Below are 22,333 nucleotides of genomic sequence, written 5' to 3'. Positions count from 1 at the left end.
CCACCCCGTGGGTGGACCGGCCGCCGCTGTGGTTGGGCGTCAGCTCTCGCTCGGAGCCGGCGACTCGGTGGTGCCGCCACCCGGAGCCTCGGTGCCCGGCGACTCGGTGGTGCCGCCACCCGGGCCCTCGGTGCCCGGCGACTCGGTGCCCGGCGACTCGGTGCCGGGCGACTCGGTGGTCGCGCCGGGGCTCGGCGTACCGCTGGCGCTGGCCTGCGGGACCGGGATGCCCAGCTGCTGGGCGAGCTGGACGAGCTCGTCATAGTGTGCCTGGAGGGTCGGCAGCGCGGTCTGCGCCAGCTGGATCACCGACTGCTCCGAGCCCTGCGAGATCTCGGTCTGCGTGGCCTGGATGGCCTGCAGGTGGCCGGCCAGCTGGGCCGTCACCCACTCCCGGTCGAACTCCGCACCGCTGGCGTTGTTCAGCCGGTCGATCACGGCCTGCTGGTCCGCGGTGGGCCCGTTGGGCAGCTGCACGTTGAGCTGGGACGCGGTCTGCTGCACCGTCTGGTCCAGCTGGGTGTGATCGGTCACGAACATCTTGCCCAGGTCCTTGACCTGCTGGTTCTGGCCCTTCTGCTGGGCCAGCTCACCCGTGGTGATCTCGAACAGGTTGACCTGGTGGATCGCCTGCAGGTACTGGGTGTCCTGCGTCGACGGCTGTGCCGCGGCCTGCGCCGCGGCGGCCGGCGCGACGCCGACCAGCACCAGCGCGGCCAGCAGGCCGAGGCGTTTGATACCCAACATGCTTCCCCCCCTTGAGACGTTGGACCGCACGGATACCCGGCTCACCGGGGTTATTCCTGCGAGCCCCCGCCGCGAGGGACCGTCGCCTCCGGGCTCACCCGTCCGGCTCCGGACCGGCCGGCCCGCCTCCCACGCGTACGTCCCGGTCCCGGCCCTCGTGTCCGGCCGCGCCGGAACACGCGGTGCCGGACCGCGACGGCTCGGCGCCGGGAAACGGACGTGGCGCCCACCGGGTGATCCGGTGGGCGCCACGTCGAGGTGGTGCGTGGGTCAGCGGCGGGACTCGCCGCTGCCGATCTCCTCACGCTCCGGTCGGGCCTCGACCGGCGGGTGCCCCGGCGAGACCGGCGCCTCGACCGGCTTCTCGATCGGGTAGAAGAAGCCCCGGATGGCCGGGCCGAGGGCGCCGAGCCGGTTCATCTTCTTCGGGACGACCCAACCGACGTACGGCAGCTCGCCGTGGCCGTCGTGCCCGTCCGCCGCGCTGAGCGGCTGGTGCACCTCGACGAACCGGCCGTCCGGCAGGCGCCGGATGATGCCGGTCTCGACGCCGTGCGCGAGCACCTCCCGGTCGTGCTGCTGGAGGCCCAGGCAGAGCCGGTAGGTGACGTAGTACGCCAGCGGCGGCACGATGAGCAGACCGATGCGGCCGGCCCAGGTCATCGCGTTCAGGCTGATCTGGAACTTGTCGGCGATGACGTCGTTCGCACCCGAGAGGGTCAGCACCACGTAGAAGGAGACCGCCATCGCGCCGACCGCGGTGCGGGCCGGAACGTCGCGGGGCCGCTGGAGCAGGTTGTGGCTCTTGCGGTCCTTGAGGTGCCGGGCCTCCATGAACGGGTACAGCGTGGACAGACCGACCAGGATGCCGGGCAGCACGACCGTCGGCCAGAACAGCGGCGGAATGACGTAACCGTCACCGATCGGGATGTTGATCTGCCAGGCCGGCATCAACCGGGTGGAGCCGTCCAGGAACATGACGTACCAGTCCGGCTGGCTGGCGGCGGAGACGACCCACGCCTCGTACGGGCCGAAGAGCCAGATCGGGTTGATCTGGAACAGACCGCCCATCAGCGCGATCACGCCGAAGACGATCATGAAGAAGCCGCCCTGCTTGATGGCGTACCGCGGGAACATCCGCTCGCCGACCACGTTGCCGTTGGTCCGGCCCGGGCCCGGCCACTGGGTGTGCTTCTGCTTGAAGACCAGGCCGAGGTGGGCGCTGATCAGCGCGAGCAGCAGACCCGGGATGAGCAGCACGTGGGCGATGAAGAACCGGCTGATGATGATCGTGCCGGGGAACTCGCCGCCGAAGATCGACGAGGTGAGCCAGGAGCCGATCACCGGGATGGACAGCATGATCGCCGAGGCGATCCGCAGACCGGTGCCGGAGAGGCCGTCGTCCGGCAGCGAGTAGCCGGTGAAGCCGGCCAGGAAGCCGACCCAGAACAGCAGCGAACCGATGATCCAGTTGGTCTCACGCGGCTTGCGGAAGGCACCGGTGAAGAAGACCCGCAGCATGTGCACGACGATCGCGGCCATGAACAGCAGAGCCGCCCAGTGGTGCATCTGCCGCATGATCAGACCACCCCGGACCTCGAAGGACAGGTCCAGGCTGGAGGCGTACGCGGCGGACATCGGCGTGCCCCGCAGGGGGGCGTAGCTGCCGTTGTAGATCACCTCGGTCATCGCCGGCTCGAAGAAGAAGGTCAGGAAGACCCCCGTCAGCAGCAGCACGATGAACGAGAAGAGCGCGATCTCGCCGAGCAGGAAGGACCAGTGGTCCGGGAAGACCTTGTTCAGCAGCCGGCGCAGCGGGGTCGCCACCTGGAAGCGGTCGTCCACCCCCGCGGCGGCCTTGCCCGGCGTCGCCGCCAGGTCGAACTTACGACGCTTCATGGCCGCTCCCAGAAGTCTGGCCCGACGGTCTCGGTGAAGTCGGACTTCGCCACGAAGAAGCCCTCGGAGTCCACCTCGATCGGCAGCTGCGGCAGCCGCCGGCTGGCGGGACCGAAGACGGGCCGGGCGTTGTCGGTGATCAGGAACTGCGACTGGTGGCACGGGCAGAGCAGCCGGTTGGTCTGCTGCTCGTAGAGGCTGGCCGGGCAGCCCGCGTGCGTGCAGATCTTGGAGAACGCGGCGTAGTTGCCCCACATGTAGTCGCCGTGGCCGACCCGCTCGTTGGCCTTGCGCGACTCCTGCGCGTCGGAGTCACGCAGGTGGATCAGCAGCGTCGGCGAGTCGGCGTGCCGGTTGCTCACGCCGTGCTCGACGCCGGGGAACACGGTCAGCTGACCGCCCGCGCTGATGTCGGCCGGGCGGATCGGACGACCGTCCTCGCGGACCAGCCGGATCCTCTGCCCACCCTCGGCCGGGGCGAACCCGGTCGTGAACATCTGGTTGTTCTTGTGCGGGTTGGAGATCAGCCCACCGACCAGCGGCGCGGCGGCGACCGCCGCGACCGGCGCGAGACCGGCCAGCAGCGAGATGCCGAGCAGCGGGCGGCGCTTCACGCCCAGCTCGTCGGCCATGTAGAGCATGGTCTGGCCGGTGATGGTCCGGTCGTCCGCGGAGACCGCGCCCTCGTGCCGGTCCTGGATCGACACCTCCTTGGGCAGCAGCTTCTTGCCCCAGGTGAGGATGCCGAAGCCGACGCCCAGCAGGGCCAGGCCCAGGGTGACGCCGAGCAGCGGGGTGAAGAGCTTGTCGGCGCCGCGGCCGGCCTCGTACTCCCACGGCCACCAGATGTAGATGACCAGGAACGCGGTCGCCAGCAGGCCGGTCAGCAGGAAGAGCCCGGCGACCAGGCGGACCAGCCGACGCTCGGCCTTGGAGTTCGGGGCGACCTGCGGCTCGTAGTGGACGATCTCGATGTCGTCCCGGCGGGCGCCCTCCTCGACGATGTCGAAGCGGGTCAGCCCGGGGGTGTTCACGTCGAGCGGTTCCCGGCCCTGCTGGGTCTGGTGCTCGGTGTGCGTGCTCATGCCGTCACCTCGTTACCGGCGGCGCCGAGCGGCGGCACCGCAGCACTGAATCGAAAGGTCAGCTCGGTCACGACTTGCCCGCGATCCACAGGCTCGCGAAGACCAGCGCGACGATGCCGACCAGGAAGATCGCCAGACCCTCGGTCGACGGACCGTAACGGCCCAGGTTGAAGCCGCCCGGGTCCTGGTCGTGCTTCAGCGTCTCCTGGATGTAGGCGATGATGTCGGCCTTCTGCTCCGGGGTGATCTGGTTGTCCCCGAAGACCGGCATGTTCTGCGGGCCGCTCAGCATGGCGGCGTAGATCTGCCGGTCGCTCGCCGGGCGCAGGCTCGGGGCGAACTTGCCCGAGGAGAGCGCGCCGCCACCGCCACCGAAGGCGTGGCACTGCGAGCAGTTGATCCGGAACAGCTCACCGCCGGCCGCGATGTCACCCTCGGAGTGCAGGTCGTCACCGTTCGGCACGACCGGACCGCCACCGAGCTCCTGGATGTACTGGGCGAGCTGGCGGGTCTGCTCGTCGGTGAAGAGCGGGGGCTTGCGGTGCGCCTGGGCCTCCTGCCGCGCCAGCGGCATCCGGCCGGAGCTGACCTGGAACTCCACCGAGGCCGCGCCGACACCGATCAGGCTCGGGCCGCGACCCTCGACACCCTGCGCGTTGCGACCGTGGCAGGTCACACAGCTCACGTCGAACAGAGCCTTGCCCTCGGCGGCGGCGCCGGTCAGCGTGGGGTCGTCCTGCGCCTGGGCACCGGGGGCGAAGACCGTGTAGGCGCCGCCCGCGAGCATCAGCGCGGCGACCAGCCGGACCGCGGCACCCAGCCGGCGGCGGCCCCTGCTGCGCGCGGCGGGCCGCCCGCGCAACCGCGCGAGCAGACCGCGTCGGCGGTCGTTGTCAGAAGTCATGACCTGTGTCCTTAACCGGTTGGACCTTGTCTCAGGGGACGGAGCAGCGGCGCGGTTCGTGACGCGCCAAGATCACTGAAGCCAGTAGATCATGGCGTAGAGCGCGATCCACACCACGTCGACGAAGTGCCAGTAGTACGACACGACGATCGCCGAGGTGGCCTGCGCCGGGGTGAACCGGCCCATGGTGGTGCGGATCATGAAGATGATGAAGGCGATGAGACCGCCGGTCACGTGGAGGCCGTGGAAGCCGGTGGTCAGGTAGAACATCGACCCGTAACCGTCTTCGTTGATCTTCACGCCCTCGTGCACCAGCGTGCGGTACTCGTTCAGCTGACCGAGCACGAAGATCAGGCCCATCACGAACGTGATCGTGAACCAGCGCCGCAGCGAGTGCACATCGCCCCGCTCGGCCGCGAAGACGCCGAGCTGGCAGGTGACCGAGGACAACACCAGGATCACCGTGAAGGTGGTCGCGTACGGGATGTTGAGGACCTCGGTGTGCTCCGCCCACTGCTCGGGCGCAGCCGCGCGGATCGAGAAGTACATCGCGAACAGCGCCGCGAAGAACATGAGTTCGCTGGAGAGCCACACGATCGTCCCGACGCTGACCATGTTGGGTCGGGTCAGGGAGTGGATCCGGCTCTTGTCAATGGCTGGGGCCGCAGTCACGCGGTCATTATTGCCCCTGACCGGCGGTCACGATCAGCGGGGGGCCAAACCAGCGGTCAGGGTGGCCCGATCGTGGTCGTCCGGTTCGCCTGGCCTAGCCTGAAAAGCGTGCTGCACGTCGATCCGATCTTCGCCGCCACCTCGGCGGTCCCGCCGAGCGCGGCCCACGCGACCTGGGCCGGTCCGAGCCTGGCCGCGGGCGGCGAGGCCGTCCCGCCACCGTTCACCATCAGCGCCCTGCTGACCGAGACCCGGCTGGACAGCTGGCTGGCGCTCGGCCTGGTGCTCGCCGCCGGGCTCTACCTCTACGGCGTACACCGGCTGCGGATGCGCGGCGACCGCTGGCCGGTCGCGCGGACGGTGTTCTTCCTCGGACCCGGCCTCGGCGGCATCGCGCTGGTCACGGTGAGCGGCCTGCACGCCTACGACACCGCGCTGCTGAGCGTGCACATGGTCCAGCACATGGTGCTGTCGATGATCGCGCCGATCTTCCTGGCGCTGGGCGCGCCGATGACGCTGGCCCTGCGGACGCTGCCGCAGCGCCCCCGCAAGCGGCTGCTCACGATCGTGCACAGCCGGGTCGCCCGGGTCTACAGCTTCCCGCTGGTGGCGTTCGCCATCTTCGTGGTCAACCCGTTCGTGCTCTACTTCACCGACCTGTACCGCTACACGCTCGAGCACGCCTGGGCGCACGAGCTGGTGCACGCGCACTTCATCATGACCGGCTGCGTGTTCTTCTGGCCGCTGCTCGGCCTCGACCCGCTGCCCGGCCGGTGGCCGTACCCGGCCCGGGCGCTGCTGATGCTGCTCTCCGTGCCGTTCCACACGGTGCTCGGGCTCACCGTCATGCAGAGCAGCACGCTCTTCGGCGGCGACTGGTACCCCTCGCTGAACCTGTCCTGGGCCGATCCGTGGGACGACCAGGTCCTCGCCGGCGGCATCCTGTGGGCCGGCGGCGAGTTCGTCAGCGTCACCATGCTCGCGGTGCTGGTCGTGCAGTGGGTCAAGCAGTCCGAACGCGAGGCCCGCCGGATCGACCGCGAGCTGGACCGCCAGGAGGCCCGCGAGCGCGCCGCGGAGTCGGCGGCCTGACCAGCGTCGACGGGTACGCCCCGACGACCGGGCGGGCGGGACGTCACGTACGTCACGTCGACCGGTAGCATCAGCGGGCAGCTACGAGGTGGGAGCCAGTCGAGTCATGAGTGATCGTCAGTGCACCGTCCTGCTCTACAGCGACGACCCGCAGGTCCGTGACCGGATGCGGCTGGCCGTCGGCACCCGGCCCGCGCCCGACCTGGAGGTCGAGTTCGTCGACGCGTCGACCTACCAGGAGGTCATCCGCCTCGTCGACGACTACGAGATCCACCTGCTGCTGCTCGACGGCGAGGCCAGCCCGGGCGGCGGCCTCGGCATCGCCCGCCAGATCAAGGACGACCGCGACGACGCGCCGCCGACCTGCCTCGTGATCGCCCGCGCCGCCGACCGATGGCTCGCGGCCTACGCCGAGGTCGACGCCACCCTGGTGCACCCGCTCGACCCGGTGACCACCGGCACCACGGTGGCCGAGCTGCTGCGGACGCACGCACCCGCCTGACGTCCCCCGCTCCGGCACCGCCACGGCGCCGGACCGACCGGCGCCGGTTCATCCCACCCGCATTTCGCACGCTCGGGAGGCCCGCGATGGGCGATCGGACCTGGCCGCACCTGCTCAACGCGCTGCTGCGCGGCGAGGAGCTCTCCACCGCCGACACCGCGTGGGCCATGGGCGAGATCATGGCCGGCTCGGCCACCGCGGCGCAGATCGCCGGCTTCGCCGTCGGGTTGCGCGCCAAGGGCGAGACCTCCGCCGAGCTGGCCGGTCTGGTGGAGGCGATGCTCGGCCGCGCCGTGCCGGTCACCCTCACCGAGGAGCTCCGCGGCACCGCGCTCGACGTGGTGGGCACCGGCGGCGACCTGGCCCACACCGTCAACATCTCCACCATGGCCGCGCTGGTCGTCGCCGGCACCGGCGTACGCGTGGTCAAGCACGGCAACCGGGCCGCGTCCTCCTCCTGCGGCACCGCCGACCTGCTGGAGTTCCTCGGCCTACCGCTGGACCTGGATCCGGAGGCCGTCGCCCGCTGCGTCACCGAGGCCGGCATCGGCTTCTGTTTCGCCGCCCGGTTCCACCCGGGCATGCGCCACACCGGCCCGGTCCGCCGCGAGCTCGGCGTGCCCACCGTGTTCAACTTCCTCGGCCCACTGACCAACCCGGCGCGCCCCCGGGCCGGCGCCGTCGGCTGCTTCGACCCGCGCATGGCGCCGGTGATGGCCGGCGTGTTCGCCGCCCGCGGAGACTCGGTGCTCGTCATGCGGGGCGAGGACGGGCTCGACGAGTTCACCACCGCCGCCCCCACCCGGGTCTGGGCGGCGCAGAACGGCAGCGTCCGCGAGGCCGTGCTCGACGCCACCGACCTGGGCGTACCCCGCTCCACCCTGGCCGACCTGCGCGGCGGCGACGCCGCGTACAACGCCGGCGTGGCGCGCCGCGTACTGGCCGGTGAGCCCGGCCCGGTCCGGGACGCGGTGCTGGTCAACGCGGCGGCGGCGCTGGCCACGCAGGGCCCGCTGGACGGCGACCTGACCGACGCGCTGCGCGCCGGAATGGCCCGCGCCGCCGAGTCGATCGACTCCGGCGCGGCCACGGCCACCCTGGACCGCTGGATCGAGGTGGCCCGCGCGCTCTGACCCCTCGCCCACAACGCCCCGGCCCGGCTGCGCCCGCTACGGTGTGCCAGGCCCGAGGCGGGGCGAGGACGAGGCGGGGCGAGCTAGGGACGGGTCTGGCGCGGGGGCAGGGCCCCCGGCCCGACGCGAGGCCGGCCCGACGCGAGGCCGGCCCGAGCGAGGCCGGCCCGAGCGAGGCCGGCCCGAGCGAGGCCGGCTCGACGCGAGGCCGGCCCGACGCCGGCGCGAGGCACGGCCGACGAGCGCGGGGCGGGGCCGGCGCGGGGGCGCTCGGCCGGGGTGAGCTTCTCACCCGCACCGTGATCCACTCGACTTCCTAGATCTCGGGTTGTCCCGTCCGACCCGACACGCCGCCTTCCAGTAAGTCGAGTGGATCATTCGGGCGGGGGCCGATCTCCGCCGTCCGCGCTCACCGACGGACCGAAGACAGCGCACAGCGCACAGGACTGTGGGGGCCGGCAGCGGCACGCGATCCGGTCCCGCCGAACACAGGTCCAGGTAAGGGCTACGGGCGATGCCCGGAACGCACCGCCGAGGCGGTCTTGTCGGACCCGCGTGCGAAACTACATCGGAGTGATTCACCTCCGTCGTGTGCGGCATCTGCCGGCGGACCGGAGCGAGAGGAGACGCCCGTGTCGGACCGCGAGTTCCACTGCGACAACTGCGAGGGCGTTCAGCCCTTCGAGGCCCCGCCGTGCGTCGACGGGCACGGCGCCGACTGTCCCGAGCTCGTCTGCACCGGGTGCGGGTCGGCCGTGTTGATCGCCACGTTCGCGTTCCACGCGCCGCAGCTCGCCGCCCGCCGCCGACCCCGGTCAACCCACCGCCGCGCCGCCTGAGGCCCCACGCCACACCCCAGCAGCACCCGGCGCGCTGGTGGCTGGCGACGGACGTCCACGCCGGGCACCTGGTGTCCTATGCCCCGCGGTCATCACGCCTGCCCAGGTCAGGACCACCAGGCCACCCGCCGCGAGCGTCGCGACCGAAGCCACCGGTTACCACGGCCCACAGGCCACGCGCCACGGGCGACGGGCGACGGGCGACGGGCGACGGGCGACGGGCGACGGGCGACGGGCGACGGGCCAGGACACCACCCCAGGTCAACCCCTGTGCGGCGTCCACGGCCCCCCGCGTCGCCACCCAACCGCCACGGCTACCCGACCAGCGCAACACCACCAGGTAAGCCCCTGTGCGGCGCCCACACCCCCGAACAGCGCCAACCCGCTCCACCGGCACTCCGGCCGCGCCGGCGCAGAGGTGGACCGGCGGGCAGGCGCGGCGGCGGAGGACCACCGGCCCGGGTCGTAGACGCGCGACGGCCCGCCTCCCGGAGGAGGCGGGCCGTCGTCGTGGTCCGGTGGTGCGGCCGGGCTCAGTGCTCGGCGGTGCGCCGGGTGCCGGAGTAGTACTCGAAGAGCAGTCCGCAGGCGGCGAAGATGACCGCCACCAGGCCGACGCCGAGCAGCCAGAACTGCCAGAACACCAGGCCGAGGCCCGCGATGGCGGCGGCGAACGCCAGCCCGAAGGGCCAGTAGCTGCCCGGGCTGAAGAAGCCGACCTCACCCGCGCCGTCGGCGATCTCGGCGTCCGGGCGGTCCTCCGGCCGCAGGTCGATGCGGCGGGACACGAACCAGAAGAAGCCACCGCACATCGAGCACAGCAGGAAGGACAGCAGCAGGGCCACCGTGCCGACCCACTCGATGTGGCCGGACTCGCCGTGCGTCCAGGCGCCGTAGAGGACGGTCGCGCCGGCGAGGAACCCGGCGATCAGAAGGAAGATACGCCACTCGGTCTTCATGCCCGCTCCCTTACTTCCCCGCGCCAACCGGCAGGTCGTCCGGGTTGAAGTTGCTCGTCGTACGCCGGGTGTCGAACGGGCGGGTGGTCTCCGCGTACGGGTCCTCGCCGATCGCGGTCAGCGCCTCCTGCGTGGTGCGGCCGGCCTGCTTCGCCGCGAGGAACTGGTCGTACTTCTCCGGCGACACGACGCGCAGCTCGAAGTTCATGAACGCGTGGTACGTGCCGCAGAGCTCGGCGCAGCGACCGACGTAGGCGCCCTCGGTCTCCAGGCTGGACACCTCGAACACGTTCCGGATCTTGCCGGGCATGACGTCCCGCTTGAACAGCAGCTCCGGCACCCAGAACGAGTGGATGACGTCGCGGCTGGTCTCCTCGAACCGGATGGACCGGTTGGTCGGCAGCACGAGGATTGGGATGACCTCGCTGGTGCCAAGCGTCGAGGCGACGGTGTTGGCGTCCGTGCCCTCGCCGTCACGGTAGTTGAACTGCCAGTTCCACTTGAAGGCGACGACCTCGACGGTCACGTCGGGGTTCTTCGACGTCTTGTTCACGTCGGTCTGGACGATCGCCGTGTAGTAGAAGAGCACGGAGACGATCAGCACCGGCGCGATGGTGTAGAGGAACTCCATCGGCAGGTTGTACCGGGTCTGCACCGGCAGCTCGTTGCCCCGCTTCCGGTAGCGCACGATGCACCAGAAGATCAGGCCCCACACGAACACGCCGACCGCGAGCGCCGCGATGCAGGACGCGATCCACAGGTCGTACATCCGGTGCGACTCGGGGGTGATGCCGCCCTGCGGCCAACCGAAGCCGTCGAACGTCGCGCCGACGTCACAACCCGTGAGCAGGACCAGCAGTGCCACACCGCCGAGACCGAGCCCGGCGAGGCGACCGGCACCACGCCGCCGGCGCCCGCCGGCTCCCGGGGAAGCGCTGTGCCGTACGGCCGACGGCCGTACCTCCGAACTCCTTGCGACCACCTGGTCCTGCCTCCCTAGCGCGCCGCGGTGTCTCGTCTGATTCTGTCGGTCCCCGCCGGGGCGGAGCGACAGCACCGGCGGCAAAGGCGTCACCGACGGTCGCAGATTACTCGACCATGACCGGCTCGACCGTGTTGGGGTGGCCGTCCACCCCCATCGGGGGATCTTGGCCGAGTCTTTCGCGATAGCGTAGGTAGTCGTGAGCGCATCCCCGGTCTACCTGGACGCGGCCACCGCCACGCCACTGCATCCGGTCGCGCGGCAGGCGCTGCTGGCCGCTCTCGACGACGGTTGGGCTGACCCGGGCAAGCTCTACACCCAGGCCCGTCGGGCACGTCAACTCCTCGACGCGGCCCGCGCCGCGACCGCCGAGACGCTGGGCGTACGCGCCGACGAGCTGTCCTTCACCGCCAGCGGCACGGCCGCCGCGCACGCCGCCGTGCTCGGCGGCCTGGCCGGCCGGCGCCGGGTGGGCCGCACGTTCGTGCACTCGGCGATCGAACACTCCGCCGTGCTGCACGCGGCGGAACGGCACGTGGCCGACGGAGGCGAGGCGACCTCCGTGCCGGTGGACCGGCTGGGCGGGCTGGACCCGGACGCGTGGTCGGCCGCGGTCGGCGCGCCGGGGGTGGCGTTGGCCGCGCTGATCGCGGCGAGCCACGAGGTGGGCACCGTCCAGCCGGTGGCCGCTGCGGCCGCCGCGTGCGACGACGCCGGGGTGCCGCTCTACGTGGACGCGGCGCAGATGGTCGGCCGGGCCCCGGTTCCGGTGGACTGGTCGCTGCTGACGGCCAGCGCCCACAAGTGGGGTGGCCCGGCGGGTGTCGGTCTGTTGGTGGTCCGGAAGGGCGCTCGGTGGGAGTCGCCCTATCCGGCCGACGAGCGGGAGTCGGGGCGTACGCCCGGGGCGTTGAACCTGCCCGCGGTCGTGGCGGCCGCGGCGAGCCTGCGCGCGGTGGCGGCCGACGCCGCCGCGGAGGCGGCCCGGTTGGCGCCGCTGGTGGACCGGATCCGGGCGCGCGTCGCGGCGGAGGTGCCGGACGTGGAGGTGGTGGGCGACCCGGAGCGCCGGCTGCCGCACCTGGTCACGTTCTCCTGCCTCTACGTGGACGGGGAGGCGCTGCTGCACGCGCTGGACCGGCGGGGCTTCGCGGTGTCCTCCGGCTCGTCCTGCACCTCGTCGACGCTGCGCCCGTCGCATGTGCTGGAGGCGATGGGGGTGCTGTCGCACGGCAACGTACGTGTCTCGCTGCACCGGGAGACGTCGGAGGCGGACGTCGAGCGGTTCCTCGCCGAGCTGCCGGGGATCGTGGCCGACCTGCGCGCCGAGGCGGGGGTGGTGGGGCTGTGACGCTGCCCGACGAGGTGCTCGACTGCCGTGGTCAGCGCTGCCCGCTGCCGGTGATCGCGGTGGCCCGGCGGCTGCCCGAGCTGCCGGTGGGCACGGTGGTGCGGGTGCTCGCCGACGACCCGGCGGCCGCCGTGGACATCCCGGCGTGGTGCCGGATGCGCGGCCAGGAGTTCCTGGGCACGGTGACGGGTCCGGACGGCCCCGCCTACGACGTCCGCCGCCGACACTGACTCCCCCACCCGCGCCCTCCCCGCCCCTCATCACCCCGCGATCTTGCACTTCCTGCCCCGGCGAATCAGGGCATAACGCCCCTCGTGGGGGCGAAAACTGCAAGATCGACGGCGCTCAGGGGGGCGGGGGGCGGGGGCGGCGCTCAGGGGGGCGGGGGTTAGGGCAGGAGGTGGGGGCGGATGTCGTCGGCGGCCACGTCGCCGTAGGACTCGGCGAGGCGCTTGACGAACAGGTCGCGGCGGACCTGGTACTCCTGGGTGCCCACGGTCTCCAGCACCAGCGTGGCGAGCAGCGAGCCGACCTGGGCGGCCCGCTCCAGCCCGAGGCCCCAGGAGAGCGCGGTGAAGAAGCCGGCGCGGAAGCCGTCACCGACACCGGTCGGGTCGACGGCCCGGATCTCCCGCGCGATCGGCACGTGGATCGTCTCGAAGTCGCGCCCGGCGATCTCCACGCCGCGGTTGCCCAGCGTGGTGACCCGGATCTTGACGCGCTCCAGCAGCTGGGCGTCGCTCAGGCCCGCCTTGCTCTGCAGCAGCGACTTCTCGTAGTCGTTGGTCATGAGGTAGTCGGCGCCGTCGATCAGCGACACCACGTCCTCGCCGTCCATCCGGGCGAGCTGCTGCGACGGGTCCGCCGCGAACGCGTAGCCGCGCTCCCGGCACTCGGCCGAGTGCCGCAGCATCGCCTCGGGGTCGTTCGCGCCGACCAGCACCAGGTCCAGCCCGCCGAGCCGCTCGGCGACCGGGGCCAGCTCGATGTTGCGCGCCTCGCTCATCGCGCCGGCGTAGAACGAGGCGATCTGGCACATGTCGGTGTCGGTGGTGCAGACGAAGCGGGCGGTGTGGGCCACCTCGCTGACGTGTACCGAGTCGCAGTCCACGCCGTGGCGCTCCAGCCAGGAGCGGTAGTCGGCGAAGTCCGCCCCGACCGCGCCGAGCAGCACCGGGTTCAGGCCGAGCTGGCCCATGCCGAAGGCGATGTTCGCCGCCACGCCGCCGCGCCGCAGCACCAGGTCGTCCACCAGGAAGGAGAGCGACACGTTGTGCAGCTGATCGGCGATGAGCTGGTCGGCGAAGCGACCGGGGAAGCTCATCAGGTGGTCGGTGGCGATGGATCCGGTCACCGCGATCTTCATGTCAACCCTCGGGGTCGGGAGCAGGGCGCGGTCAGCCTACCGGTCCGTCAACCCGGCCGTGTCCGGTCGGTCGCACGACCGTCATCCGCGCGACACCGGGTGGTACGACGACGGGACCGCCCCGGTCGGGACGGCCCCGTCATGGTGACGCGTATGTCGACTCAGCTGAACGAGTCGCCGCAGGCGCAGGAGCTGCCCGCGTTGGGGTTGTCGATGGTGAAGCCCTGAGCGTCGATGCGGTCGGCGAAGTCGATGGTGGCGCCGGCCAGGTAGGGGGCGCTCATCCGGTCGACGACGACCTCGACACCGTCGTAGTCGGTGACGATGTCACCGTCGAGGGAGCGCTCGTCGAAGAAGAGCTGGTACCGGAGGCCGGAGCAGCCACCGGGCTGCACGGCGACCCGGAGCCGCAGGTCGTCACGGCCCTCCTGCTCGATCAGGGCCTTGACCTTCTGCGCCGCGACGTCGGTGAGGACGACGGACGTGGGGGCCTTGGCCTCGGTCGACTCGGTCTGCGCTGGACTGGTCACGTGGAATTCTCCCTGCGCGCGTGTGGTGTGTTCGTCGCGACCAACGTCAGACGCCGGCCAGCGATTCCCACTGTGGTCCAATTTTTGATTGTAGGCCGCTTCGGGCCGGCTGACCCGTCGACGTGACCTCGGGGCTTCCCCACGGGGCGTGGGTCACACCTCCGATCACCTGCTCCATTGCCGGGCCAGGCGCGCGCCCAGCTCGCGCAGGCCGTCCGCGGGTCGGGCGAGGGCCTCGGCCAGACCGCCGCCGGCCTCGCCCCCGAAGTGCTCCACCAGGCTGTACGCGTCGGTCACGCCGGCCGCGGCGGCCTCCCGCCGGCCGGTGCTGACCTGACCGGCCAGCACCACGCACGGCACGCCGCGGTCCCGGGCGGCGCCGGCCACTCCCGCCACCACCTTCCCCCGCAGCGACTGGTGGTCGAAGGAGCCCTCACCGGTGATCACCAGGTCCGCCCCGTCCAGCGCGGTGTCCAGCCCGATGGCCCGGGTGACCAGGCCGATGCCGGATTCGCACCGCCCGCCGAGGGCGAGGATCGCGGCGCCGAGGCCGCCGGCCGCACCACCACCGGGCAGCGCGCCCAGCGACGGCGGGCAGCCGGGCAGGTCCCGCTCCAGCACGGCGACGAAGCGTTCCAGCGCGGCGTCGAGCAGCAGCACGTCGGCCCGGTCGGCGCCCTTCTGCGGGCCGAACACGTTGCTCGCGCCGTGCAGGCCCAGCAGCGGGTTGTCGACGTCGGTGGCGGCCACCAGCCGGGCGTCGCGCAGCCGGGGCGCGCCGTCGAGCGCGGCGACGGCGGCGAGCGCGGCACCCCCGTACGGCAGGGCCAGCCCGGCCTCGTCCAGCGGGGTGACGCCGAGCGCGGTGAGCATCCCCGCCCCGCCGTCGTTGGTGGCGGAGCCGCCCAGCCCGATCACCACCGTCCGGGCGCCGTGCTCCACCGCGGCGGCCACCAGCAGCCCCAACCCGTACGAGGTGGTGGCCTTCGGGTCCCGCTCGTCGGGGCCGAGCAGGTGCAGGCCGCACGCCTGGGCGCTCTCCAGGTAGGCGGTGGCGTCGCGGGTGAGCAGGATCTCACCGGGGGCGGGCCGGCCGAGCGGATCGACGGTGGGCACCGGCACGCGGCGGACGTCCAGGGCGTCGGCGAGGACGTCGAGGAAGCCGGGACCGCCGTCAGCGAGCGGGCGGATCAGCAGGTCGTCACCGTCGGCGACGGCGCGCCAACCGTCCGCCACGGCGGCGGCCACCTCCGGGGCGGCCAGGGTGCCGGCGAACTTGTCGGGGCAGAGCAGCACGCGCATGCCGAGCAGTGTGGCAGCCCACATCGCGGACAGCTGTCACGCGCCCGCGCTGTGGGACCATGGGGGGCGTGACTTCGACCTGGGTAGAACCCTCCAACACCGCGACGGCACTGCTGCTGCTCGGTCGGGGCAGCGACCCGTCGACCGAGCGTGGCGTCGAGTGTCCGGGTGACCTCCCGGCGCCCAGCGACCCGGACCTGGTGGCCCGGGCGGCGGCGGCGAAGGCGGCGCTCGGCAGCAAGGTGTTCGTGCTGGGCCACCACTACCAGCGCGACGAGGTGATCCAGTTCGCCGACGTGACCGGCGACTCGTTCAAGCTGGCCCGGGAGGCCGCCGCCCGCCCGGACGCGGAGTACATCGTCTTCTGCGGCGTGCACTTCATGGCCGAGAGCGCCGACATCCTCACCTCGGACGCGCAGAAGGTGGTCCTGCCCGACCTGGCCGCCGGTTGTTCGATGGCGGACATGGCGGTGCTCGGGCAGGTCGAGGCGGCGTGGGACGTCCTCACCGAGCTGGGCATCGCGGAGCAGACCGTCCCGGTCACGTACATGAACTCGTCGGCGGACATCAAGGGGTTCGTCGGTCGCCGTGGCGGCGTGGTCTGCACCTCGTCCAACGCCAAGCGCGCGCTGGACTGGGCGTTCGAGCAGGGGTCGAAGGTGCTCTTCCTCCCCGACCAGCACCTGGGCCGCAACACGGCGGTTCTGGAGATGGGCTACTCGCTCGACGACTGCGTGCTCTACGACCCGCACAAGCCCAACGGCGGACTGACCGCGGAGCAGCTGCGCGACGCGAAGATGATCCTGTGGCGGGGCCACTGTTCGGTGCACGGCCGGTTCACCCTCGACAGCGTCAACGACGTACGCGAGCGGGTGCCCGGCGTGAACGTGCTGGTCCACCCGGAGTGCCGGCACGAGGTGGTCACCGCCGCCGACCTGGTCGGCTCGACGGAGTTCATCATCAAGACCATCGAGGCGGCCCCGGCCGGCTCGGCGTGGGCGGTGGGCACCGAGCTGAACCTGGTCCGCCGGCTGGCGCTGGCCCACCCGGACAAGCAGATCATGTTCCTCGACCGGGCCGTCTGCTACTGCTCGACGATGAACCGGATCGACCTGCCGCACCTGGTCTGGGCCCTGGAGGAGCTCGTTGCCGGCCGGGTGGTGAACCAGATCACCGTGGATCCGGACACCGCCCGCCACGCCCGGGCGGCGCTGGACCAGATGCTGGCACTACCGGGCGCGGACACTCCGCCGCCCACCGCGAACTGATCACTGTTCGTAGCGACCGTGGTGCGTATTAGTACCGGATCGCCGAAATAACACGCTGCGGGTGGTGTGACCGGTTCCATGTTCGCGCCCGAGGACTATGCTGCCGGAGCAACGACGCAGGCGACTGTTTGACCACGGCCGCATCCCGGGTACCGGTGACCATCGCTGGCCCCACCCATCACACAGCAGCACCGACGCGCTGGAGGTTGCGTTGACCGACGACGTCCTGGTCGTGCACGGAGGCACTCCGCTGGAAGGGCGGATCCGCGTGCGCGGCGCGAAGAACCTGGTCTCCAAGGCGATGGTCGCCGCGCTGCTCGGCGACAGCCCGAGCCGGCTGTTCGACGTGCCGAAGATCCGCGACGTCGAGGTGGTCCGGGGTCTGCTCGGTCTGCACGGCGTCAAGGTCACCGACGGTGAGGAAGAGGGCGAGCTCGTCTTCGACCCGGCCAACGTCGAAAGCGCCAGCACCGATCAGATCAACGTGCACGCGGGGTCGAGCCGGATCCCGATCCTGTTCTGCGGCCCCCTGCTGCACCGCCTCGGGCACGCGTTCATCCCGGACCTGGGCGGCTGCCACATCGGCCCCCGGCCGATCGACTTCCACCTCCAGGCGCTGCGCGAGTTCGGCGCCACGGTCGACAAGCGCCCGGAGGGCCTGCACCTGTCCGCTCCGAACGGCCTGCGGGGCACGAAGTTCGCACTGCCGTACCCGAGCGTGGGCGCCACCGAGCAGGTGCTGCTCACCGCGGTGATGGCCGAGGGCGTCACCGAGCTGCGCAACGCGGCGGTGGAGCCGGAGATCCTCGACCTGATCTGCGTCCTGCAGAAGATGGGCGCGATCATCAAGGTGCACACCGACCGGGTGATCGAGATCCAGGGCGTGCCGAAGCTGCACGGCTACACCCACCGGCCGATCCCGGACCGCATCGAGGCCGCGAGCTGGGCCGCCGCCGCGCTGGCCACCCGCGGCCACGTCGAGGTGCTCGGCGCGCAGCAGGCCGACATGATGACCTTCCTGAACATCTTCCGCTCGGTCGGCGGCGAGTACGAGGTCACCGACCTGCGGCCGCCGCGCAACGGCCAGCCGGGCCAGGAGGGCGGCATCCGGTTCTGGCACCCGGGCGGCGAGCTCAAGTCGGTCGCGCTGGAGACCGACGTGCACCCCGGCTTCATGACCGACTGGCAGCAGCCCCTCGTGGTGGCGCTCACCCAGGCCCGGGGCCTGTCGATCGTCCACGAGACCGTCTACGAGCAGCGGCTGGGCTACACCGAGGCGCTGAACTCGATGGGCGCCAACATCCAGGTCTACCGGGACTGCCTCGGCGGCACCCCGTGCCGCTTCGGCCGGCGCAACTTCAAGCACTCCGCGGTGATCGCCGGCCCGAGCAAGCTGCACGCGGCCGACCTGGTCATCCCGGACCTGCGGGCCGGGTTCAGCCACCTGATCGCGGCGCTCGCCGCCGAGGGCACCTCCCGGGTGTACGGCGTCGACCTGATCAACCGCGGCTACGAGGACTTCGAGGCGAAGCTCGCCGACCTCGGCGCCCACGTCGAGCGGCCGTAACCCTGATTCGTCGGCCCCGGTGCACCGCGATGTGCACCGGGCGCCGACGGTTGGCTACCCTTTTCGCGTGCCGTCGCTGTTTCGCCGCAAGTCCAACGACCTCGTCGACGAGGCCGTCACCTCCGTGACGCCGGACGAGTCGTCCGATTCCGCCCGCCCCCGGGGTTACACCCCGGCGAAGGGGCGCGAGACCCCGAAGCGACCGACCGCCGGCCGCCGGCCGGGCGGCGGCGCCCCCTCCAAGCCCCTGAGCAAGGAGGAGGCCCGGGTTCGTCGCCGGGAGCTGCGGGCCGAGGCGGCGGCCGAGTTCCGCCGCGAGGGAGGTCCGCGCGACCGGGGCCCCGAGCGGCTGTTGGCGCGCAACGTCGTCGACTCCCGGCGGACGATCGGCACCTGGTTCTTCGGCGGCGCGCTGATCGTGCTCATCGGGTCGAACGCGGCGATGCCGCCGGAGGTACGACTGATCTCCAACCTGCTCTGGGGCGCGCTGGCCCTGGGCGTGGTGGTCGACTCGATCCTGATCTCCCGCAAGATCGGCAAGCTCGTCCGTGAGCGGTTCCCCAACAGCGACCAGCGGATGGGTTCCCTCTACCTCTACGCGATCATGCGGTCGATCACCTTCCGCCGGATGCGCGCCCCGGCCCCCCGGGTCAACCTCGGCGACCCCGTCTGACTCCACGCCGGCCCTCCCCCCTCCGGGCCACCAGGAACCGGTGCGTGGGCGACCACGCGGACCGACGGAGGGAACAATGGCGCCGGAACCGGCTCCACCGCTGGTCGTCATCGCCGCCGCGCTGCGCCGGGAACGGCAACGGGTCGGCATCTCGCTGGCCGAGCTGGCCCGACGGTCCGGGGTCGCCGAGTCCACGCTCACCGAGGTGGAGGCGGCCCGGGCTGACCCGAGCGTCGAGACGCTGTGGTCGCTCGGCCGGGCGCTCGGCGTCCCGTTCAGCCGGCTGGTCGAGCCGCCGCGGGCACCCGTACGCGTGATCCGGGCCGGCGAGGGCCCGCGGGTCCGCTCGGAACACGCCGACTTCACTGGCACCCTGCTCAGCGCCGGCTCGGACCAGGTCCGCCGGGACGTCTACCTCATCGAGCTGGAGCCCGGGGCGGTGCGGACCGCGGAGGCGCACGCCCCGCGCAGCGCCGAACACGTCGTCGTGGCCGCCGGCCGGCTCCGGGTCGGCCCGGAGTCCGACCTTGTGGAGCTGGGCCCCGGCGACTACGCCATGTTCCCCGGTGACGCCCCGCACCGGTACGAGGCGTTGCAGCCGGGCACCTTCGCGGTGCTGGTGATGGAGCACCCCTGACCGGCGCTCACGCCGTGGCGGCCGGAGCCTCGTCCTCCGCCGCCCGCTCGTCCGCCGTCCGGTCCTGGGCCGGGTTCTCCGCCGGCGACCGGTACAGCCGCGCGACGACCTCCTCGATGTCCGGCTCCACGACCGAGATGTCCCGCAGGCTCGCCAGCCCGGCCAGGCCGGCGACCACCTCGGCCACCCCGGCGGACTCCAGCGCGTACGCGAGCCGCCGACCGTCGGCCGTCACCTGGTGCAGCCGCGCGCCGGGCAGCGCCGGGGGCTCCACCATCGGCGCGTCCAGGTCGGCGACGACCAGGCGGCGGGAGCCGTACCGGTGGTGGAGCTGCGCGATCGAACCGTCGTGCACCACCCGGCCGTGGTCGACCACCACCAGCCGCCGGCACAGCCGCTCGATGTCGGCCAGGTCGTGGGTGGTCAGGACCAGCGTCGTGTCACCGGCCCGGCCCAGCTCACCGAGGAAGCCCCGGACCGCCTGCCGGCTCACCACGTCGAGGCCGATGGTCGGCTCGTCGAGGAAGAGCACCTCCGGGCCGTGCAGCAGCGCGGCGGTCAGCTCGCCCCGCATCCGCTGGCCGAGGGAGAGCTGCCGGACCGGGACGTCGAGGAAGCCGTCCAGGTCGAGCAGATCGCGGCAGCGGCGCAGCCGGGCGGCGTGCTCGGCGGCCGGCACCCGGTAGACGTGCCGGAGCAGGTCGAACGACTCCCGCAGGGGCAGGTCCCACCAGAGCTGCGAGCGCTGCCCGAACACCACACCGATGCGCAGCGCGAGGCGGGTGCGCTGGGCGACCGGGCGCAGCCCGCAGACGCGTACCTCGCCGGCGCTGGGCATGAGCACGCCGGTGAGCATCTTCAGCGTGGTGGACTTGCCGGCGCCGTTCGGCCCGATGTAGCCGAGCATCTCGCCCCGCTCCACCCGCAGGTCGATCCCGTCGACGGCGGCGCGGACCCGGCGCTCCCGGCGCAGCCGGCCGGTCTTCACCCGTACCGTGAACTCCTTGCGCAGCCCGCGCGCGTCGATGACCGTCATGACCCCGTACTCCGGTAGTGGCGGATGCCGAAGCGCCAGGCCACGGCCGCCAGCGCGGCGGCGACCACCGCGACGCCCGGCGCGGCCCAGCCCACCCAGGCCGGCAGGCCGAGCGGGTCGGCGCGGCCGAGCAGGGCCAGCGCCGGGTGGTAGCTGACGAAGGCGAAGCCCAGGCCGTACGCGAACAGCCCGCGGAACCAGCCGCCGTAGACGGTGACCGGGTACGAGGTGAAGTCCCGCCCACCGTAGGTCACCGAGTTGGCCAGCTCGCTCGACTCGATCCAGAAGAAGGAGACGGTCGCGGTGGCCACGAAGACCGCGCCGAAGAAGACCACCCCGGCGATCGGGGCGAGCACGGCCAGCAGGACGCGGCCCGGAGTCCACGCCAGGTCGGCGGAGGCCAGCGCGACGACCCAGACGGCCAGCCCGAACAGCGCGCGGGAGACCTTGCGCAGCGGCAGGTCCATCAGCAGCAGTTGGGGCAACGCACCGAGCGGACGCAGCAGCACCGCGTCGAGCAGGCCGGTCCGCACGTAGCGGGGGATCCGCTCGATGTTGCCGACGAGCAGGTCGGCGGTGGCGAACGCGCAGGCGGACAGGCCGACCATCACCAACGTCTCGCGCAGCGTGAACCCGCCCAGTTCCCGGGTCACGCCGAACAGCACCAGCACGGTGACCACGTCGAACACGGTCGCGCCCACGTTGCCCAGCAGGTCGGCCACGAACGAGGCACGGTACGCGGTCTGCGACCGGGCCTGCGCGCCGAGCAACGCGCGATACGCGGTCAGCGCCCCGCCCCGCTGCGCCACTCCGCTCTCACCCACCCTGCACCACCAGCCGGCGCTCCGCGCGACCCTGCACCCACCGGGACGCCCCGAGCAGCAGCACGGCCCACCCCACCTGGACGGCGACGAGCCCGACCTGCACCGGCGTGGGATCGCGTTCGACGAGCACGTCGAGCGGCGTCTGCAACAGGCTCGGGAACGGGGTGACGATCCACAGTGTCTGGTAGAGCCACTCCGGCAGGAACCGCAGCGGGAAGTAGAGCCCGGCCAGCACCCCGGAGCCGAGCGTCCAGAGGATCATCGGTCCGCGGACGTCCTCCAGCCAGTAGGCCGTGGCGTTGACCAGGAAGCGGCAGGCGAAGCAGAGCACGACCGCGACGGCGGCCGAGACGACGAAGAGCGGCGCCGTCGACCAGCGCGCGGGCAGGTGCACCGCGAAGAAGAGCGGGCCCACCAGCACGGGCGGCAGCAGCCGGGCCAGCGCGGCGTAACCGGCGCGACCCAGATCGGTGGCGAGGTACGCGGTCACCGGGTGGACGGGTCGGAGCAGGTCCGCGGTGACGTCACCGGTGCGGATCCGGTCGGCCAGCTCGGTCCAGCCCCAGAGCAGGACCACGGCGAGCAGGCCCTGTCCAACCCAGACGAAGGTGGCGAGCTGCCGGGGGTCGTACCCGGCCACGGAGCCGGCCCCGCCGGCCACGGCGAGCAGCACGTAGCAGCGCAGGAAGCCGAAGACGACGTTGGTCACGACGCCGGCCAACGCGGCCTGACGATAGGTGGAGTATCGTCGGAAACCGGATACGGCTATAGCCCTAAATGTCCGAAACGATAGGATAACGTTTGCGGCGGTGGCCGGTGCCACAGTGGCGGTGACCGAGCCCACGCCGTTACCCTCCATCCGCAGCCACGCCCTGCCGGAACGGGCGACTCTACCGGCAGGTCGGGTGCCCAGCGCGACAATTTGGCAACGAGGTGACACGCCGTGAGCGAGCGGACGCGAGCCG

General features: G+C 72.1%; 23 protein-coding genes. 10 read left to right on the top strand and 13 right to left on the bottom strand.

All coding sequences use genetic code 11. The features are described 5' to 3' along the window. Nucleotides 1–39 precede the first annotated feature (39 nt). The 5 genes from GA0070620_RS29995 to ctaE all read right to left on the bottom strand — a co-directional run bounded on the left by GA0070620_RS29995 (nt 40) and on the right by ctaE (nt 5,307). Complete coding sequence (locus GA0070620_RS29995) at nt 40–747, bottom strand: DUF4142 domain-containing protein (RefSeq protein WP_091596503.1); 708 nt, start codon at nt 745–747, stop codon at nt 40–42. A gap of 270 nt (nt 748–1,017) precedes the next feature. Further along, on the bottom strand, nt 1,018–2,646 hold the full coding sequence (qcrB, locus tag GA0070620_RS29990; RefSeq protein ID WP_091596500.1) for a cytochrome bc1 complex cytochrome b subunit: 1,629 nt from the start codon (nt 2,644–2,646) through the stop codon (nt 1,018–1,020). Then, a complete protein-coding gene (qcrA, locus tag GA0070620_RS29985) occupies nt 2,643–3,731 on the bottom strand; it encodes a cytochrome bc1 complex Rieske iron-sulfur subunit (protein WP_091596497.1) in 1,089 nt (362 codons plus the stop codon). The genes qcrB and qcrA overlap by 4 nt, the downstream gene beginning before the upstream one ends. Nucleotides 3,732–3,798: 67 nt before the next feature. Then, nucleotides 3,799–4,635, bottom strand: coding sequence for a cytochrome bc1 complex diheme cytochrome c subunit (gene qcrC / locus GA0070620_RS29980; protein WP_091596494.1), 837 nt, complete (start codon nt 4,633–4,635; stop codon nt 3,799–3,801). A 72-nt stretch (nt 4,636–4,707) separates the two neighbouring features. Then, nucleotides 4,708–5,307 (bottom strand): aa3-type cytochrome oxidase subunit III, encoded by a 600-nt coding sequence (gene ctaE, locus GA0070620_RS29975; RefSeq protein WP_091596491.1) that lies wholly within the window; start codon nt 5,305–5,307, stop codon nt 4,708–4,710. Between the two features lie 108 nt (nt 5,308–5,415). On the opposite strand from ctaE, the gene GA0070620_RS29970 reads away from it, so the two are divergent. The 4 genes from GA0070620_RS29970 to GA0070620_RS29955 all read left to right on the top strand — a co-directional run bounded on the left by GA0070620_RS29970 (nt 5,416) and on the right by GA0070620_RS29955 (nt 8,873). Then, entirely contained in the window at nt 5,416–6,399 is a 984-nt protein-coding gene (locus GA0070620_RS29970; protein WP_091596488.1) for a cytochrome c oxidase assembly protein, read from the top strand. A 106-nt stretch (nt 6,400–6,505) separates the two neighbouring features. Further along, entirely contained in the window at nt 6,506–6,901 is a 396-nt protein-coding gene (locus GA0070620_RS29965) for a hypothetical protein (RefSeq protein ID WP_091596485.1), read from the top strand. 86 nt (nt 6,902–6,987) lie between these two features. Then, nucleotides 6,988–8,034, top strand: a complete 1,047-nt coding sequence (gene trpD / locus GA0070620_RS29960; RefSeq protein WP_091596482.1) for an anthranilate phosphoribosyltransferase — start codon at nt 6,988–6,990, stop codon at nt 8,032–8,034. Between the two features lie 632 nt (nt 8,035–8,666). Beyond that, a complete protein-coding gene (locus GA0070620_RS29955) occupies nt 8,667–8,873 on the top strand; it encodes a hypothetical protein (protein WP_091596479.1) in 207 nt (68 codons plus the stop codon). 533 nt (nt 8,874–9,406) lie between these two features. Here the strand turns inward: GA0070620_RS29955 and GA0070620_RS29950 are convergent. Further along, nucleotides 9,407–9,832 carry a cytochrome c oxidase subunit 4 gene (locus GA0070620_RS29950; RefSeq protein ID WP_091596476.1) on the bottom strand — a complete coding sequence of 142 codons (426 nt, stop codon included), beginning with the start codon at nt 9,830–9,832 and terminating at the stop codon, nt 9,407–9,409. A 10-nt stretch (nt 9,833–9,842) separates the two neighbouring features. Further along, nucleotides 9,843–10,814, bottom strand: coding sequence for an aa3-type cytochrome oxidase subunit II (gene ctaC, locus GA0070620_RS29945; protein WP_091596473.1), 972 nt, complete (start codon nt 10,812–10,814; stop codon nt 9,843–9,845). Nucleotides 10,815–11,013: 199 nt separating this feature from the next. Here ctaC and GA0070620_RS29940 point away from each other — a divergent pair, with 199 nt between their 5' ends. Both GA0070620_RS29940 and GA0070620_RS29935 read left to right on the top strand, forming a co-directional pair. Next, nucleotides 11,014–12,165 (top strand): cysteine desulfurase family protein, encoded by a 1,152-nt coding sequence (locus GA0070620_RS29940; RefSeq protein WP_091596470.1) that lies wholly within the window; start codon nt 11,014–11,016, stop codon nt 12,163–12,165. Next, nucleotides 12,162–12,395, top strand: coding sequence for a sulfurtransferase TusA family protein (locus tag GA0070620_RS29935; protein ID WP_091596467.1), 234 nt, complete (start codon nt 12,162–12,164; stop codon nt 12,393–12,395). The genes GA0070620_RS29940 and GA0070620_RS29935 overlap by 4 nt, the downstream gene beginning before the upstream one ends. Before the next feature lie 158 nt (nt 12,396–12,553). Here the strand turns inward: GA0070620_RS29935 and GA0070620_RS29930 are convergent, their stop codons facing one another. The 3 genes from GA0070620_RS29930 to GA0070620_RS29920 all read right to left on the bottom strand — a co-directional run bounded on the left by GA0070620_RS29930 (nt 12,554) and on the right by GA0070620_RS29920 (nt 15,387). Next, nucleotides 12,554–13,531, bottom strand: coding sequence for a carbohydrate kinase family protein (locus GA0070620_RS29930; RefSeq protein ID WP_091596464.1), 978 nt, complete (start codon nt 13,529–13,531; stop codon nt 12,554–12,556). Nucleotides 13,532–13,692: 161 nt separating this feature from the next. Beyond that, nucleotides 13,693–14,061 carry an iron-sulfur cluster insertion protein ErpA gene (gene erpA / locus GA0070620_RS29925; RefSeq protein WP_091596461.1) on the bottom strand — a complete coding sequence of 123 codons (369 nt, stop codon included), beginning with the start codon at nt 14,059–14,061 and terminating at the stop codon, nt 13,693–13,695. Between the two features lie 165 nt (nt 14,062–14,226). After that, the gene (locus tag GA0070620_RS29920; protein WP_172836530.1) at nt 14,227–15,387 is read right to left on the bottom strand and encodes a glycerate kinase family protein; all 1,161 of its coding nucleotides are present in this window, start codon (nt 15,385–15,387) and stop codon (nt 14,227–14,229) included. Nucleotides 15,388–15,431: 44 nt separating this feature from the next. Here GA0070620_RS29920 and nadA point away from each other — a divergent pair, with 44 nt between their 5' ends. The 4 genes from nadA (at nt 15,432) to GA0070620_RS29900 (ending at nt 19,508) form a co-directional block, all read left to right on the top strand. After that, nucleotides 15,432–16,631, top strand: a complete 1,200-nt coding sequence (gene nadA, locus GA0070620_RS29915) for a quinolinate synthase NadA (protein ID WP_091599603.1) — start codon at nt 15,432–15,434, stop codon at nt 16,629–16,631. Nucleotides 16,632–16,842: 211 nt separating this feature from the next. Next, nucleotides 16,843–18,198 carry a UDP-N-acetylglucosamine 1-carboxyvinyltransferase gene (gene murA / locus GA0070620_RS29910; RefSeq protein WP_091596458.1) on the top strand — a complete coding sequence of 452 codons (1,356 nt, stop codon included), beginning with the start codon at nt 16,843–16,845 and terminating at the stop codon, nt 18,196–18,198. A gap of 67 nt (nt 18,199–18,265) precedes the next feature. Beyond that, nucleotides 18,266–18,871, top strand: coding sequence for a DUF3043 domain-containing protein (locus tag GA0070620_RS29905; RefSeq protein WP_091596455.1), 606 nt, complete (start codon nt 18,266–18,268; stop codon nt 18,869–18,871). A gap of 76 nt (nt 18,872–18,947) precedes the next feature. Next, nucleotides 18,948–19,508: a helix-turn-helix domain-containing protein gene (locus tag GA0070620_RS29900; protein ID WP_091596452.1), complete on the top strand. Its 561-nt coding sequence runs from the start codon at nt 18,948–18,950 to the stop codon at nt 19,506–19,508. Between the two features lie 7 nt (nt 19,509–19,515). Here GA0070620_RS29900 and GA0070620_RS29895 read toward each other — a convergent pair whose 3' ends face one another. Genes GA0070620_RS29895 through GA0070620_RS29885 form a run of 3 tightly spaced genes read right to left on the bottom strand, consistent with a single transcriptional unit; the run spans nt 19,516 to nt 22,212 of the window. Further along, the gene (locus GA0070620_RS29895; protein WP_091596449.1) at nt 19,516–20,544 is read right to left on the bottom strand and encodes an ABC transporter ATP-binding protein; all 1,029 of its coding nucleotides are present in this window, start codon (nt 20,542–20,544) and stop codon (nt 19,516–19,518) included. Continuing rightward, a complete protein-coding gene (locus tag GA0070620_RS29890) occupies nt 20,541–21,368 on the bottom strand; it encodes an ABC transporter permease (RefSeq protein ID WP_231922019.1) in 828 nt (275 codons plus the stop codon). Before GA0070620_RS29890 ends, GA0070620_RS29895 begins: the two co-directional genes overlap by 4 nt. Further along, nucleotides 21,361–22,212 (bottom strand): ABC transporter permease, encoded by an 852-nt coding sequence (locus GA0070620_RS29885; protein ID WP_091596446.1) that lies wholly within the window; start codon nt 22,210–22,212, stop codon nt 21,361–21,363. The genes GA0070620_RS29890 and GA0070620_RS29885 overlap by 8 nt, the downstream gene beginning before the upstream one ends. Between the last annotated feature and the right edge of the window lie 121 nt (nt 22,213–22,333).

Origin of the sequence: Micromonospora krabiensis, from assembly GCF_900091425.1 — a bacterium.
Lineage (GTDB): Bacteria > Actinomycetota > Actinomycetes > Mycobacteriales > Micromonosporaceae > Micromonospora > Micromonospora krabiensis.
The sequence above is the reverse complement of the archived record's forward strand: the minus strand, read 5'-3'. Positions and strand labels throughout refer to the sequence as shown.

Coding starts and splice junctions, on each gene's coding strand:
- qcrB (WP_091596500.1), bottom strand. CDS start 2,646: ATGAAGCGTCGTAAGTTCGACCTGGCGGCGACGCCGGGCAAGGCCGCC.
- qcrA (WP_091596497.1), bottom strand. CDS start 3,731: ATGAGCACGCACACCGAGCACCAGACCCAGCAGGGCCGGGAACCGCTC.
- GA0070620_RS29920 (WP_172836530.1), bottom strand. CDS start 15,387: ATGTGGGCTGCCACACTGCTCGGCATGCGCGTGCTGCTCTGCCCCGAC.
- GA0070620_RS29995 (WP_091596503.1), bottom strand. CDS start 747: ATGTTGGGTATCAAACGCCTCGGCCTGCTGGCCGCGCTGGTGCTGGTC.
- GA0070620_RS29895 (WP_091596449.1), bottom strand. CDS start 20,544: ATGACGGTCATCGACGCGCGCGGGCTGCGCAAGGAGTTCACGGTACGG.
- GA0070620_RS29950 (WP_091596476.1), bottom strand. CDS start 9,832: ATGAAGACCGAGTGGCGTATCTTCCTTCTGATCGCCGGGTTCCTCGCC.
- GA0070620_RS29900 (WP_091596452.1), top strand. CDS start 18,948: ATGGCGCCGGAACCGGCTCCACCGCTGGTCGTCATCGCCGCCGCGCTG.
- GA0070620_RS29930 (WP_091596464.1), bottom strand. CDS start 13,531: ATGAAGATCGCGGTGACCGGATCCATCGCCACCGACCACCTGATGAGC.
- GA0070620_RS29965 (WP_091596485.1), top strand. CDS start 6,506: ATGAGTGATCGTCAGTGCACCGTCCTGCTCTACAGCGACGACCCGCAG.
- trpD (WP_091596482.1), top strand. CDS start 6,988: ATGGGCGATCGGACCTGGCCGCACCTGCTCAACGCGCTGCTGCGCGGC.
- qcrC (WP_091596494.1), bottom strand. CDS start 4,635: ATGACTTCTGACAACGACCGCCGACGCGGTCTGCTCGCGCGGTTGCGC.